The sequence below is a fragment of the Bradyrhizobium sp. SBR1B genome (assembly GCF_014198205.1).
Lineage (GTDB): Bacteria > Pseudomonadota > Alphaproteobacteria > Rhizobiales > Xanthobacteraceae > Bradyrhizobium.
On the sequence record NZ_JACIHC010000002.1, the window covers coordinates 679,919 to 693,777 of the forward strand.

Sequence of the window (13,859 nt, forward strand, 5' to 3'; positions counted from 1 at the left end):
GCGGAGCGAGCGCGGCTGGACGGGTTTGCAGCGGCGTTTTCTAACCGTTCGACGACTGCAAATAGAAAGGCCGGATCGACGATCCGGCCTTTCCTGTTTCTGCGTAGCCCGGATGGAGCGCAAGCGTAATCCGGGGTGCTCTCGCGAGTTGAAAAACTGGTCCCGGATTTCGCTCCGCTCCGTACGGGCTACAGGCTGCTCGTCAGGCCGCCGCCTTCTTCGGCGCGAAGCGGCCATAGAAGGTCTCGCCCTTCGCCGCCATCTCCTCGAGCAGCCTCGGCGGGGTGAAGCGCGAGCCATACTTCGCTTCCAGCTTGTGGCAAAGCTCGACGAACTTCTTCGGGCCCATGAAGTCGATATAGGACAGCGTGCCGCCGGTGAACGGCGCGAAGCCGAAGCCGAGGATGGAGCCGACATCCGCTTCGCGCGGATCGGTGATGACGTGATCCTCGACCGTGCGCGCGGCTTCCACCGCCTGCACCACCAGGAAGCGCTGCTTCAGCTCCTCGATATCGAGCGTGTCAGGGTCGAGCTGCTTCGGCTGCAGCGCCGACAGACCCGGCCACAGACTCTTCTGGCCCTTGCCCTTTTCAGGATAGTCGTAGAAGCCCTTGCTGTTCTTGCGGCCGAGCCGGCCCTGCTTCTCGACCAACTCCACCATCAGCTTCTTCTGGTCGGGATTGATGGCGTTGGGACCGAGATCGGCCTCCGTCGCCTTCATGATCTTGAGGCCGAGGTCGAGCGCGACTTCGTCGGAGAGCGAGAGCGGGCCGACCGGCATGCCGGCCATCTTGGCGCAGTTCTCGATCATTGCCGGCGGCACGCCCTCGAGGAACATCTCGTTGCCCTCGGCGACGTAGCGGCCGACGCAGCGGTTGGCGAAGAAGCCGCGGGAGTCGTTGACGACGATCGGCGTCTTGCCGATCTGCCGGACGTAGTCGAGCGCGGTCGCGAGTGCGAGATCGCCAGTGTTCTTGCCCTTGATGATCTCGACCAGCATCATCTTCTCGACCGGTGAGAAGAAGTGGATGCCGACGAACTTGCCCTGATCCTTGAACGATTCAGCCAGCGAGGTGATCGGCAGCGTCGAGGTGTTCGACGCGAAGATCACGTCGGGCTTCATGTGCTCCTGCGCCTTGGCGAAGGTATCGGCCTTGACCTTGCGATCCTCGAACACCGCCTCGATGACCAGGTCGACGTCCTTCAGCGCCGCATAGTCCGCGGTCGGCGTGATGCGCGCGAGCAGCGCTTCGGCATCGCCGGGCTTGGCACGGCCCTTCTTGATCTGATCCTCGATCACCTTCTGCGCGTGCGCTTTGCCCTTGTCGGCGCTCTCCTGGTCGCGGTCGATCAGGACGACGTCGAGGCCGGCGCGAGCCGAGACGTAGCCGACGCTCGCGCCCATGAAGCCGGCGCCGATGACGGCGATCTTCTTCACCTTGGTTGCGGGCACGTCCTTCGGACGGCGCGCACCCTTGTTGAGCTCCTGCATCGACAGGAACAGGCTGCGGATCATCGCCGCCGCTTCCTTCGAGCGCAGCACCGAGGTGAAATAACGCGACTCGACGCGAAGCGCGGCGTCGATCGGCAACTGCAGGCCTTCATAGACGCAGCTCATGATGGCGCGCGCGGCCGGATAATTGTCGTAAGTCTCGCGGCGATAGATCGCATTGCCGGCCGGGAACATCATCATGCCGGCCTTGGAGAACACCGGGCCGCCGGGCAGCTTAAAACCCTTCTCGTCCCAGGGCGCGATCGCCTTGCCGCCGCCCTTGATCCAGTCCTTTGCCGCCTTGACGAGATCGGCAGCCGGTACGATGGCGTGAATCAAATTCAGCGCCTTGGCCTTGTCGATCGTGACGGGATCGCCCTTGAGCAGGATCGTCATCGCGTCCTGCGGCGGCACCAGGCGCGGCACGCGCTGCGTACCGCCGGCGCCCGGGAACAGGCCGACCTTGACCTCGGGCAGGCCGAGCCGGGTCTTGGGATTCTCCGCGGCGACGCGATAGTGGCAGCACAGCGTGATTTCGAAACCGCCGCCGAGCGCGAGCCCGTTGATCGCGGCCGCCCACGGCTTGCCTGATGTTTCGATCGAGCGCAGCACCAGCGAGAAGCGTCGGCTCTGGTCGAACAGCATCTGGTTCGCGGCGGTCTCGCCCTGCTCCTTGAACACCTTGGCGTAGGCCTGGTTCATGCCCTCGAGCATCGACAGGTCGGCGCCGGCGCAGAACGCTTCCTTGGCCGAGGTGATGACGACGCCCTTCACCGCGGCATCCGCAGTGGTCGCCTTGACGATGGCGTCGAGCTCGTTGGTCGAGGTCTCGTCGAGCACGTTCATCGAACGGCCCGGGATGTCCCAGGTGACGAGCGCGATGCCGTCTGCGTCGGTCTCAACCTTGAAATTCTTGTACGACATGTTGGTTGCTCCTCGGTGCCGCAGCCAATCTCAGGCGCGGCGGTTGATGGGGTCTCGTCTTATCCTCTCCCCTTGTGGGAGAGGGTCCGAGCGAAGCGAGGGGGTGAGGGGTCTGCATCCGCGGAGACAGACCCCTCACCCGGCTCGAACCCGCTCCGCGTGTTCGCGCCACCCTCTCCCACAAGGGGAGAGGGGAAGAAGTCACACCCGCTCGATGATGGTCGCGGTGCCCATGCCGCCGCCGATGCACAGCGTGACCAGGGCAGTCGCCTTGTTGGTGCGCTCGAGCTCGTCGAGCACGGTGCCGAGGATCATCGCACCGGTTGCACCAAGCGGATGGCCGAGCGCGATGGCGCCGCCATTGACGTTGATCTTGGCGTTGTCGATGTCGAAGGCCTGGATGTAGCGCAGCACGACCGAGGCGAAGGCTTCGTTGAGCTCGAACAAATCAATGTCCGACTTCTTCATGCCGGAGCGCGCGAACAGCTTTTCGGTGACGTCGACCGGACCGGTCAGCATCATCGCCGGCTCCGAGCCGATATTGGCGAACGCGCGGATTTTTGCACGCGGCTTCAGGCCGTATTTGCTACCAGCCTCCTTGCTGCCGAGCAGCACGGCGCCGGCGCCGTCGACGATGCCCGACGAATTGCCGGCATGGTGAACGTAATTGACGCGCTCGATCTCCGGATGCGACTGCACCGCGACGCCGTCGAAACCGCCCATCTGCGCCATCATCGTGAACGACGGCTGCAGCTGCGCCAGCGACTGCATCGTCGTCGAGGGACGCATGTGCTCGTCCTTGGCCAGGATGGTGAGGCCGTTGATGTCCTTCACCGGAACGATCGACTTGTCGAAGCGGCCTTCTTCCCAGGACTTCGCGGCACGCTGCTGGCTCTGCACGGCGTAGGCATCGACGTCATCGCGCGAGAAGCCGTATTTGGTGGCGATCAGATCGGCAGAGACGCCCTGCGGCATGAAGTAAGCGGGGACTGCCATCGACGGATCCATCGGCCAGGCACCGCCGGAGGCGCCGATGCCGACGCGGCTCATCGATTCAGCGCCGCCGCCGATCACCAGCTCATGCTGGCCGCTCATCACCTGCGCGGCGGCAAAGTTCACGGCATCGAGGCCGGAGGCGCAGAAGCGGCTGATCTGCACGCCCGGCACGGCTTCGCCGAGACCTGCTTTCAGCGCCGCGAAACGCGCGATGTCGCTGCCGGCTTCGCCGACCGGATCGACCACGCCGAGAATGACGTCATCGACGGAATCCTCAGGCAGATTGTTGCGGTCCTTCAGCGCCTTCAGCGGCACGGTCGCGAGCGCGAGCGCCGTGACTTCGTGCAGCGCGCCGTCCGCCTTGCCGCGACCGCGGGGGGTGCGAACGTGGTCGTAGATGAATGCCTCAGGCATGACGCCCTCCTGATGTGATGTTCAATACGATTGGGAGCAGGCAGCGGAAGCAGGCTCAGAACGCTTCCGCCGGCAATTCCATGATGGTGGCGCAGCCGGCCTGGATGCGCGCGAGATTGGCGGCGGTCTCCGGCAGCATCCGCTCCATGAAGAAACGGCCGGTGACGAGCTTGGTGGAGAGATAGGGCGTCGCCCCGCTCTCGGCAATCTTGGCATTGGTCACCTTGGCCATCTTCGCCCACATGTAGCCGAGCGCGACGAAGCCGAAGAGATGCAGGTAATCGGTTGCGGCTGCGCCGGCGTTATCGGGCTTCGCCATCGCGTTCTGCATCAGCCAAGTCGTGGCCTGCTGGAGATGGCCGAGCGAGGCCGAGAGCGGCGCGATGAAGGGTTTTAGCGCCTCGTCGCCGCCATTCTCCTTGGCGAAGGCCATGACCTCGCCGAAGAAGGCCATGATGGCGCGGCCGCCGTCACGCGGCAGCTTGCGGCCGACGAGGTCGAGCGCCTGGATGCCGTTGGCGCCTTCATAGATCATGGCAATGCGGGCATCGCGCACGAACTGCTCCATGCCCTGCTCGGCGATGTAGCCGTGGCCGCCATACATCTGCTGCGCCTGCACCGCGTTGGCAAAACCGTAATCGGTAAGGAAGCCCTTCAGCACCGGCGTCATCAGGCCCATGTGGTCGTCGGCCGCCTGGCGGTCCTTCGGGTCTTCCGAGCGATGGGCGACGTCGCTCTTGAGCGCAGTCCACATCACGAAGGCGCGCGCGGCTTCGTTGAAGGCGCGGATCGAGAGCAGCGTGCGGCGCACGTCGGGATGCACGATGATCGGATCGGCCTGCTTGTCCGGCGCCTTGACGCCGGTGAGCGAGCGGCCCTGGATGCGCTCGCGGGCGTAGGCGACCGCGTTCTGATAGGCGACCTCGGACTGCGCGAGGCCCTGCACGGCGACGCCGAGCCTCGCCTCGTTCATCATCACGAACATGCCCTGCATGCCCTTGTTCTCTTCGCCGATCAGCCAGCCGGTGGCGCTGTCGTAGTTCATCACGCAGGTGGAATTGCCGTGGATGCCCATCTTGTGCTCGATCGAGCCGCAGACGACGCCGTTGCGGGCTCCGACTGAGCCATCCGGATTTACAAGGAACTTGGGCACCACGAACAGCGACACGCCCTTGATGCCGGCAGGTGCGCCTTCGATGCGGGCGAGCACGAGGTGGATGATGTTGTCGGCAAGGTCGTGCTCGCCGGCCGAGATGAAGATCTTGGTGCCCGTGATCTTGAAGCTGCCGTCGCTCTGACGCACCGCCTTGGTGCGGAGCATGCCGAGATCGGTGCCGCAATGCGGCTCGGTCAGGTTCATGGTGCCGGTCCATTCGCCGGCAACCATCTTCGGCACGTAGGTCTTCTTCTGCTCGGGCGAACCATGAACGATCAGCGCCGCGGTCGCGCCCATGGTGAGGCCGCCATACATCGAGAACGCCATGTTGGCGGAGATCTGGAATTCGTTGACCGCCTGGCTCAGCGTCACCGGCAGGCCCTGCCCGCCAAACTCGGTCGGCGCCGACAGACCGAGCCAGCCGCCTTCGGCAACCTGCTTGAACGCGTCCTTGAAGCCCTTCGGCGTGGTGACGCTGCCGTCATCGGCACGCTTGCAGCCTTCGAGATCGCCGACACGATTGAGCGGTTGCAGCACCTCTTCGGCGAGCTTGGCGGCTTCGCCCAGAATGGCTTCGCGCACATCGCTCGACGCATCGGAGAAGCCGGCGAGATTGTCGTAGCGGTCGATCTGGAAGACGTCGTTGAGCAGGAAGTTCACGTCTTCGACGGGGGCTTTGTAGATCGGCATGGGGTTCTCCCGGCAATGGGCCTTGAAGTGGTGGAATGCTCTGAACGGTCCTTGCGGCGCAGCCGTGCCCGCGAGCTTAGCGGGTTCTGCAACCTCAGGGCAGGGTCATGATTGGGCGGCCAACTGCTCCGCCATCAGACGATGCAGCATGTTGATCGCCTTGAGCGGACGCACCATCACCTTGAAATGCGTGATGCGTCCCTCGGCATCGAAGCTGATGATGTCGACGCCGTTGATCTCGATACCGTCGATCATGGTCTTGAATTCGAGCACGGCGCCGCGCTCGCTGGTCCACTCACCAACATAGGTGAAGCCGGGACCGCCGAGCACCTTCTCGGCGCTGGAGAGGTATTTGAAAGTGATGTCGCGCCCGCGCTGCGGCGAATGCACGACGGGACTTTCGAAAACGGCGTCGTGATGAAGCAAGTCCCAAAGCGCGGTGCGGTCGTGGGACTTCATGTAGCCGTACCAGGAGTCGAGGCCGGTCATTCCAGGATGCCTCCCTAAAGGCCTTGGCAAAAAACGCGAAAACAACCCCATGCACAGTAGCGTGCTGATTGATTCCGCTGGGTTTTTCGGGTCGGATCTTCAGCCCGTCCCTGAACGCCTCATATGCACATTGACGCATATGCGCCAATGCGCATAAAGTCAAGCGGGTTGGTCGAGGTCGAAGAAGAAGGAGGCCGGTCATGGCACTGGGCGACGCAATCCTCGCATGCCTGACGGAACGCCCCATGACGGGCTACGAACTCGCCAAGACGTTCGACTCCTCGATCGGCTTCTTCTGGAAGGCCGACCACCAGCAGATCTACCGAGAGCTCTCCAAGCTGCGCGACCGCGGCCACATCCAGGGCCGCGAGGTCGTGCAATCGGGCAAGCCCAACAAGCTGGTTTATACGCTCACTCCGGAGGGGCGAACAGCGCTGCGGCACTGGGCCGCGCGACCAAGCACGCCAGCCTCCACCAAGGACGATCTGCTGGTCCGCCTCCATGCGCTCGACAGCATCGACATCGAGCCGCTGCGCACCGACCTGATGGCCCGCCTGGAGCACCATCGCGACCGCCACGCCAATTACGAGCGCATCCTGAAGAAGCGCTTTCCGGAGGGCACGGCGGAAGGCCGGCTCGATCTCGGCAATCTGCTCCTGCTCCGCTTAGGGGCCCGCCACGAACAGATGGTCGCCGACTTCTGCGAGGAGGCGCTCGATGCGCTGTCGGCGATGACCGGCAAGGCCACGGTGGTGCCGCTGGAGGATGGCAAGCGCGAGGGGAAGGGCTGAGGGGTGGCCCGACCCGACAGGAGACTGTCACCACATTTACCGGTGTCATGCTCCGCGAAAGCGGGGCATCCAGTACTCCGAGGCAGCGCGGCTGGAATCGAGCCGCCGCGGCGTACTGGATCGCCCGCCTTCGGGGGCGATGACAGCGGAGTATATGGCGGCGGCAGGTCGCGAAGGATGCAATGACGCCGCTTCCGGCGTGCCCCAGTTCCCGCCGCCCAACTTTAAGACACCGGGCTCGCGTTCCTTAACCCGTTATTTACCGTAACAGGAAAAAGTCGGTTTTCGAGGCAGACGACCCGCGCCAAATCCGATTGTCTTTGCAACCGGCACGCGAGGGGAGGCTGGAGGCGCCGGGTGGGGCGCCGGAGTCGGAACCGGACAGAGTCATGAATTCGCGCGTATCGTGGAGTGTTGACGGCATCGATCCATCCGTCAGGGAGCGGGCCGAAGCTGCTGCGCGTCGCGCCGGCATGTCACTCAACGATTGGCTGAACTCCACCCTCGGCGAAACTGCTCCCCCGAACTTTCGCGAACCTTACGACCAGCGTCCGCAAGCCCCGCACGTTCAAACCCGGGGACCGAGTCAGGAAAGCCGCGAAGTCGCCGACATCCACCAGCGGCTCGACGCGATCACCCAGCAGATCGAGCGGATCTCCAAGCCCGCGCAGCGCCAAGATACTTCACGACAGGATTCGTCACGACAGGATTCGTCGCGGCAGGACCCTTCGCGGCCAGACGCCTCGCGCGAGCAGGGCGTCGCGCGCCAGCTCAACGATGCGATCTCGCGTCTCGATGCGCGGCTGTCGCAAATCTCCCGGCCGCAGCCTCAACCGCAGCAGCCCCCGGCTCCGCGCCCGGCGCCGGCCGACACGCGCCAGCGCCAGGCCGATGCGGTCGAGCGCGCGGCGGCGCAGGTCTATCGCAACGCCCCGCCCCTGAGCCCCGCCTCGTTCGACGTCGCCGTCGCCGAGATCACCGCGCGGCAGAGCGAGCTCGACGGCTTCACGCCGCGGCAGATGCCGCCGCGCGCCGCGCCCTCGATCGCGCCCAATGCTGCTCCCTGGGCCGCTCCTTACGCACCTCCGATGGCGCCACCCGCGCCTGCCTATGCTCCGCCGCCACCGCAGCCGGGGCCGGATTTTTCCGCGCTCGAGCGCCATCTGCTCAAGATCACGAGCCAGATCGAGTCGCTGCAGCGCCCCGACAATACCGAGCAGGCGATCAACGCCTTCCGCAGCGAGCTTGCCGAGATCCGCGCCGCCATCACCGAGGCGATGCCGCGGCGCGCGATCGAATCGATCGAGAACGAAATCCGCTCGCTGCATCGCCGGATCGACGAGACGCGTTCCAACGGCACCGACGGCCAGGTCCTGTCGGGCATCGAGCACGCGCTGTCCGACATCAAGCAGGTGCTGCGCACGCTGACACCGGCCGAGCAGCTCACCGGCTATGACGAGGCGATCCGCAATCTAGGCGCCAAGCTCGACCTGATCCTGCGCGCCAATGACGATCCCTCGACGGTGCGCCAGCTCGAAGGCGCGATCACCGCCCTGCGCGGCATCGTCTCCAACGTCGCGTCCAACGAAGCGCTGGCACGCCTGTCCGAAGACGTGCAGCTGCTGTCGTCCAAGGTCGACCAGGTCACCCGCGCCTCCGGCCAGGGCGACAGCTTTGCGGTGCTGGAGCAGCGCATTGCGGCGCTCACCGCGGCGCTGGAAACGCGCGAGCGGCCTCAGCCGGCCGAGAGCACCGAGCACCTGGAATCGGCGATCCGCGCGCTGTCGGACCGCTTCGACCGCATGCAGGTCGGCAACGATTCGGCCTCGACCTTTGCGCATCTCGAACAGCGCGTCTCGTATTTGCTGGAGCGGATCGAAGCCGCCGCCGATCCGCGCAACGGCAATTTGAGCCGCGTCGAGGACGGGCTGCACGACATCCTGCGTCACCTCGAGCGGCAGCAGGCGACCTATTCCGCGCTGGCCGAGAGCCGCAGCTCCGCAGCACCGGCCGATTCCGGCGTGGTCGATCTGGTCAAGCGCGAGCTGTCCGACATCCGCTTCAGCCAGGCCGAGACCAACCGCAGCACCCAGGACTCGCTCGACGCCGTCCATAGCGCGCTCGGCCATGTCGTCGATCGCCTCTCCATGATCGAGGGCGATCTGCGCGCGGTGCGCACCGCGCCGCCGGCCCCCGCGCCAATGCCCATGCCGATGGCCGCTCCCATGGAGCCCGCGCCGCCGATGGCGCGTGAGCCGCGGCCGCAAGCCCAGCAGCAACCGAAATACGATCCGAAGCCGGAGCTGCCGAACCCCGCCGCGCAGCAACAGGCCCACGCGCAGCAACAGGCCCACGGCGCCTTCGCCCAAGCCGCCTTCTCCGCCGCGCCGCGTGAATTCCATGCTGCTAGCCCCGCCGCGCCGCCGCCGGTTCCGTCGGCACCACCGGTGCCGCCGCGCGCGATCAGCGAGATCCTGGAGCCGCACACGGCGCCCGCGCGCACCGCGCTCGCGCCGGAATTGCCGCCGGATCATCCGCTCGAGCCGGGCACACGGCCGGGTGGACGCCTCGCCACGCCGTCGGAGCGCATCGCCGCCTCCGAGAGCGCGATCAGCGACATTCCCGCCGCGCCGAAAGAGCCGGTGTCGTCGTCGAGCTTCATCGCGGCCGCCCGCCGCGCCGCCCAGGCCGCCGCCGCGCAGCCGGAAAAGCCGGCGCGCGGCGCCAAGGGTGGTGCGAAGGCCGGCGCCGATCGCGGCAAGGACAAGGGCAAGGACGGCAGCTCGACCATCACCTCGAAGATCCGCTCGCTGCTGGTCGGCGCGAGCGTGGTCGTGATCGTGCTCGGCACCTTCAAGATGGCGATGAACCTGCTCGAGGGCAGCGCGCCGCCCGCGCCGCAGGCCATGGACAATACGTTGAGCCAGCCCGCGCCGCAGGCCCCACCGCCACCGCCGGTGATCGAGAACAAGCCCGCCACGCCCGAGCAGGTCACGCCATCGATGACCTCGCCGACGCCGATTGGACGGCAGTCCCAGAACAACGCCGCGCCGGCTCCCGCCGCCAATTCAGGCAACTCGGCCTCGGTCGAAATTCCGCCGCCGCCCGCCGCATCCGTGCCGCCGCCTGCCACGAGCAGCGACGTCACCGGCGCGCTGTCGGGCACGAGCCGCGCCAAGCTCGGCATGATCCAGGTGCCGCCGAGCGAAAAGCTGCCTGACGGCATCGGCGGCCCGGTACTGCGCACCGCCGCGATGAAGGGCGATGCGACCGCGGCCTACGAGATCGGCTTGCGCTTTGCCGAAGGCAAGGGCGTTGCCACGAATTACGACGAAGCGGCCAAATGGTACGACCGCGCGGCGCAGGCCGGCGTGGTGCCGGCGACCTTCCGCCTCGGCACGCTCTACGAGAAGGGCCTCGGCGTGAAGAAGGACGCCGACATCGCCCGCCGCTACTACACCCAGGCCGCCGAGCGCGGCAACGCCAAGGCAATGCACAATCTCGCGGTGCTCGATGCCGACGGCGGCGGACGCGGCGCCAACTACAAGAGCGCGGCGCAATGGTTCCGCAAGGCCGCCGATCGCGGCGTTGCCGACAGCCAGTTCAACCTCGGCATCCTCTATGCCCGCGGCATCGGCGTCGAACAGAACCTCGCCGAATCCTACAAATGGTTCAGCCTCGCAGCTGCCCAGGGTGATGCGGACGCCTCCGGCAAGCGCGACGACGTCGCCAAGCGTCTCGACCCGCAATCGCTCGCGGCCGCCAAGCTCGCGATCCAGACCTTCAGCGCCGAGCCGCAGCCCGACGACGCCGTCAACGTCACGGCGCCCGCCGGCGGCTGGGACAGCGCGCCGCAGGCGAATGCAAAGCCGGCGCCGAAGCAAGTCGCGACCAAGCGCTCGGCCTCGGCTGCGCATTAAAGGCGAATTGCTTTAGACAGACAGAACGAGCCGCGCGCGCGGTGCACCTCTCCCGCTTGCGGGAGAGGTCGCGGAGCGAAGCGACGCGGGTGAGGGCTCTCGCCTCTTGGGGGTTCTCGCGAGAGGAGGCACCCTCCCCCCAACCCTCCCCCGCAAGCGGGGGAGGGAGCGCATCTCGCGTTATCGCAACGATCGGGGCCTCGTTCACGACCCTCGTCAACATTCACCACGCCCGAAATTCCGGGTCCCTCCCGGCTCCGAATTCCGCTATTGAAGGGCGCGGCAATCGTTCCGACCTTCCCGCGAGCATTCCGCGACAATCGATCCGTCTCGCCGGCGTATGGTCCTTCGATGCAGCTCTATCTTCCGATCGCCGATCTTCCCGTCAACGTCTTCCTGGTGCTCGCCATGGGCGCCGCGGTCGGCTTCGTCTCGGGGATGTTCGGGATCGGCGGCGGCTTCCTGATGACGCCGCTGCTGATCTTCATCGGCATCACGCCGGCGGTCGCGGTCGCCTCGGTCACGAGCCATATCGCGGCCTCCTCCTTTTCCGGCGCGCTGTCTTATTGGCGGCGGCGTGCGATCGATCCGGCGCTGGCGAGCGTCCTGCTCTGCGGCGGCGTCACTGGCACGGCGCTCGGCGTGTGGACCTTCACGCAGCTTCGTGCGCTCGGCCAGCTCGATCTGATGATCGCGCTCTCCTACGTGGTGCTGCTCGGCACCGTCGGCAGCCTGATGTTCTCGGAAGGGCTGCGCGCACTGATGCGGACCCGGCGCGGCGCGCTGCCGCCACGCCGCACGCACAACTGGATCCACGGGCTGCCGCTGAAGATGCGCTTCAAGCGCTCGAAGATCTATCTCTCGGTCATCCCCGTGGTGATCGTCGGCATCATGATCGGCTTCATCGGCGCCATCATGGGCATCGGCGGCGGCTTCATCCTGGTGCCGATCATGATCTATCTGTTGAGGGTGCCGACCTCGACGGTGATCGGGACCTCGATGGTGCTGACGCTCGTCACGATGCTGTTCGCGACCATGCTGCACGCGGTGACCAATCACCTCGTCGACGCCGTGCTGGCGCTGATCCTGATGGTCGGCGGCGTCACCGGCGCGCAGTTCGGCGTCCGCGCCGGGCAGAAGATCCGCGGCGAGCAGCTACGGCTGCTGCTCGGCCTCCTGATCCTCTCGGTCGGCGTCCGCTTCGCGATCGAGCTGGTGATCCGCCCCGAGGATCTCTTCACCATCCGCGAGCTGGGAGTGAGCGGATGATGCGCGCAGCTCTCGCACTCCTGCTCGTCCTGCTGCTCGGCTCCGCCGCGCGCGCCGAGCGTCTGATCGTATCGGTCTCAAACCACCGCGTCACGGTGACCCCGAACTATTCCGGCGAGGAACTGGTGCTGTTCGGCTCGGTGGAGAAAGATGCGACAACGTCCGCCGATCGCACGGCCTATGACCTCGTCGTCACCGTGATGGGCCCGCGCGCCGACATGGTGACACGGCGCAAGGAGCGCACCTTCGGCATCTGGATCAACACCGACTACCGGCAGTTCCTGCAGGTGCCGAGCTATCTGGCGCTGTTCGCCAACCGCTCCTTCGACGCGATCACCTCGCCCGAGATCGCACGGCGGCAGCAGATCGGGCTGAACAACGTGCTGCTGACGCAGCGGGTCGGCGGCGATTATGCCGACGTGGTGCCGAACGACGCGTTCCGCTCGGCCTTCATCCGCCTGCGTACCCAGCGCGGGCTCTATCGCGAGGATCCGAGCGCCGTCACGTTCCTGACGCCGACCCTGTTCCGCACCGGCATTCCGCTGCCGGCGGAGGTGCCGATCGGCACCTACGAGGTCGAGATCAAGCTGTTCGCGAACGGCGCGTTCATCAGCAAGACCGAGACCGCGTTCGAGATCGTCAAGGTCGGCTTCGAGCAATTCGTCGCCACCACCGCCCGGCACAACGGGCTGATCTATGGCCTCGTCACCGCCGCGATGGCGCTGATGACGGGATGGATGGCGTCGATCGTGTTCCGGAAGGATTAGTTGCCGTCATTGCGGCGCGCGCCACTCTCTCCGCTCGTCGTCGCCCGGCTTGACCGGGCGATCCAGTATTCCAGAGGCCGGCGTTAGGGAGCTCGCTCTCGCAACGGCCGCCGCGGTGTACTGGATGCCTCGGTCAAGCCTGGTCAAGCCGGGGCATGACAGTGGGGCTCACGGCGCCTGGATCACCGTCGGCACGCCCGGCTCCAGCAGCCGCAGCCGCGTTCCGAAACCGAGCACGTCGAACGTCTTGCGCAGATCTTCGCTGTTCTGGCGGAAATGCGCCCAGCCTTCGGTATGCACGGGCACGATCGTCGCATCGGGGAAGGCGCGCGCCGTTTCGATGGTGTCGTTGGTGTCCATGGTGAGATGGAACGGCCCACGCGTCTGCGCGGCGCCGGCGAAGGGCAGCACCACGCCGCATTTGAAGCGGCGCGCGACTTCGGCGACGCCGTCGAACCAGGTGGTGTCCCCGCTGACATAGACCGTGCTGGTGTCCTTCCGGCTGGACGCCACCACGAAGCCGATGACGTCGCCCGACAGCGGCTCGATGCCAGCCGGGCCATGGCGCGCCGGCGTCGCGGTGATGGTCAGAGTGTTGCCGTCGCTATCCTTCAGATGCGTCGTGCTCCAGGGCGCAAGGCCCTCGACATGGCCGCCGAGGCGCTTCGCGCCCGCCTCCGTCGTCAGCACGCGCTTGACCTTATGGAGATAGTCGCGGCCCGAATGATCGAGATTGTCCGAATGCTGGTCGTGGCTGAGCAGCACGGCATCGACCGGGCCGATCGCATCGGCTTTCAACGCGGGACCGATGGTTTTCTCCAGCGTCACATGCGGCAGCTGGTAGGCGCCGGGCGCATCGAAGGTCGGGTCGGTGAGCAGGCGGAAGCCGTCGATCTCGATCAGCGCGGTCGGGCCGCCTATCAGGGTGATGGAAATGGGCACGAGAGAACT

At 66.2% G+C, this 13,859-nt stretch carries 9 protein-coding genes; 4 read left to right on the forward strand and 5 right to left on the reverse strand.

Annotation, left to right across the window (positions count from 1 at the left end; genetic code table 11):
* Positions 1-202 precede the first annotated feature (202 nt).
* From GGD61_RS07915 to GGD61_RS07930, 4 genes are all read right to left on the reverse strand, one after another.
* Complete coding sequence (locus tag GGD61_RS07915; protein ID WP_183230479.1) at positions 203-2,416, reverse strand: FAD-dependent oxidoreductase; 2,214 nt, start codon at positions 2,414-2,416, stop codon at positions 203-205.
* 201 nt (positions 2,417-2,617) lie between these two features.
* On the reverse strand, positions 2,618-3,826 hold the full coding sequence (locus GGD61_RS07920; RefSeq protein ID WP_183230480.1) for an acetyl-CoA C-acetyltransferase: 1,209 nt from the start codon (positions 3,824-3,826) through the stop codon (positions 2,618-2,620).
* Between the two features lie 55 nt (positions 3,827-3,881).
* Complete coding sequence (locus GGD61_RS07925; protein WP_183230481.1) at positions 3,882-5,672, reverse strand: acyl-CoA dehydrogenase C-terminal domain-containing protein; 1,791 nt, start codon at positions 5,670-5,672, stop codon at positions 3,882-3,884.
* 105 nt (positions 5,673-5,777) lie between these two features.
* Positions 5,778-6,161: a nuclear transport factor 2 family protein gene (locus tag GGD61_RS07930; protein ID WP_183230482.1), complete on the reverse strand. Its 384-nt coding sequence runs from the start codon at positions 6,159-6,161 to the stop codon at positions 5,778-5,780.
* A gap of 200 nt (positions 6,162-6,361) precedes the next feature.
* Between GGD61_RS07930 and GGD61_RS07935 the strand changes: the two genes are divergently transcribed.
* The 4 genes from GGD61_RS07935 (at position 6,362) to GGD61_RS07950 (ending at position 12,908) form a co-directional block, all read left to right on the forward strand.
* On the forward strand, positions 6,362-6,952 hold the full coding sequence (locus GGD61_RS07935; RefSeq protein WP_092255855.1) for a PadR family transcriptional regulator: 591 nt from the start codon (positions 6,362-6,364) through the stop codon (positions 6,950-6,952).
* A 389-nt stretch (positions 6,953-7,341) separates the two neighbouring features.
* Entirely contained in the window at positions 7,342-10,872 is a 3,531-nt protein-coding gene (locus GGD61_RS07940) for a tetratricopeptide repeat protein (protein ID WP_092255859.1), read from the forward strand.
* 351 nt (positions 10,873-11,223) lie between these two features.
* Positions 11,224-12,141: a sulfite exporter TauE/SafE family protein gene (locus GGD61_RS07945; RefSeq protein ID WP_026201657.1), complete on the forward strand. Its 918-nt coding sequence runs from the start codon at positions 11,224-11,226 to the stop codon at positions 12,139-12,141.
* Positions 12,138-12,908 (forward strand): TIGR02186 family protein, encoded by a 771-nt coding sequence (locus GGD61_RS07950; RefSeq protein ID WP_092255861.1) that lies wholly within the window; start codon positions 12,138-12,140, stop codon positions 12,906-12,908. The genes GGD61_RS07945 and GGD61_RS07950 overlap by 4 nt, the downstream gene beginning before the upstream one ends.
* Positions 12,909-13,076: 168 nt before the next feature.
* Here the strand turns inward: GGD61_RS07950 and GGD61_RS07955 are convergent, their stop codons facing one another.
* On the reverse strand, positions 13,077-13,850 hold the full coding sequence (locus GGD61_RS07955; protein WP_092255864.1) for an MBL fold metallo-hydrolase: 774 nt from the start codon (positions 13,848-13,850) through the stop codon (positions 13,077-13,079).
* Positions 13,851-13,859: the final 9 nt, after the last annotated feature.

Excerpts from the sequence above, each read along its gene's own strand:
- GGD61_RS07950 (WP_092255861.1), top strand. The coding sequence starts at position 12,138 with ATGATGCGCGCAGCTCTCGCACTCCTGCTCGTCCTGCTGCTCGGCTCC.
- GGD61_RS07925 (WP_183230481.1), bottom strand. The coding sequence starts at position 5,672 with ATGCCGATCTACAAAGCCCCCGTCGAAGACGTGAACTTCCTGCTCAAC.
- GGD61_RS07945 (WP_026201657.1), top strand. The coding sequence starts at position 11,224 with ATGCAGCTCTATCTTCCGATCGCCGATCTTCCCGTCAACGTCTTCCTG.
- GGD61_RS07940 (WP_092255859.1), top strand. The coding sequence starts at position 7,342 with ATGAATTCGCGCGTATCGTGGAGTGTTGACGGCATCGATCCATCCGTC.
- GGD61_RS07920 (WP_183230480.1), bottom strand. The coding sequence starts at position 3,826 with ATGCCTGAGGCATTCATCTACGACCACGTTCGCACCCCCCGCGGTCGC.
- GGD61_RS07915 (WP_183230479.1), bottom strand. The coding sequence starts at position 2,416 with ATGTCGTACAAGAATTTCAAGGTTGAGACCGACGCAGACGGCATCGCG.
- GGD61_RS07935 (WP_092255855.1), top strand. The coding sequence starts at position 6,362 with ATGGCACTGGGCGACGCAATCCTCGCATGCCTGACGGAACGCCCCATG.
- GGD61_RS07930 (WP_183230482.1), bottom strand. The coding sequence starts at position 6,161 with ATGACCGGCCTCGACTCCTGGTACGGCTACATGAAGTCCCACGACCGC.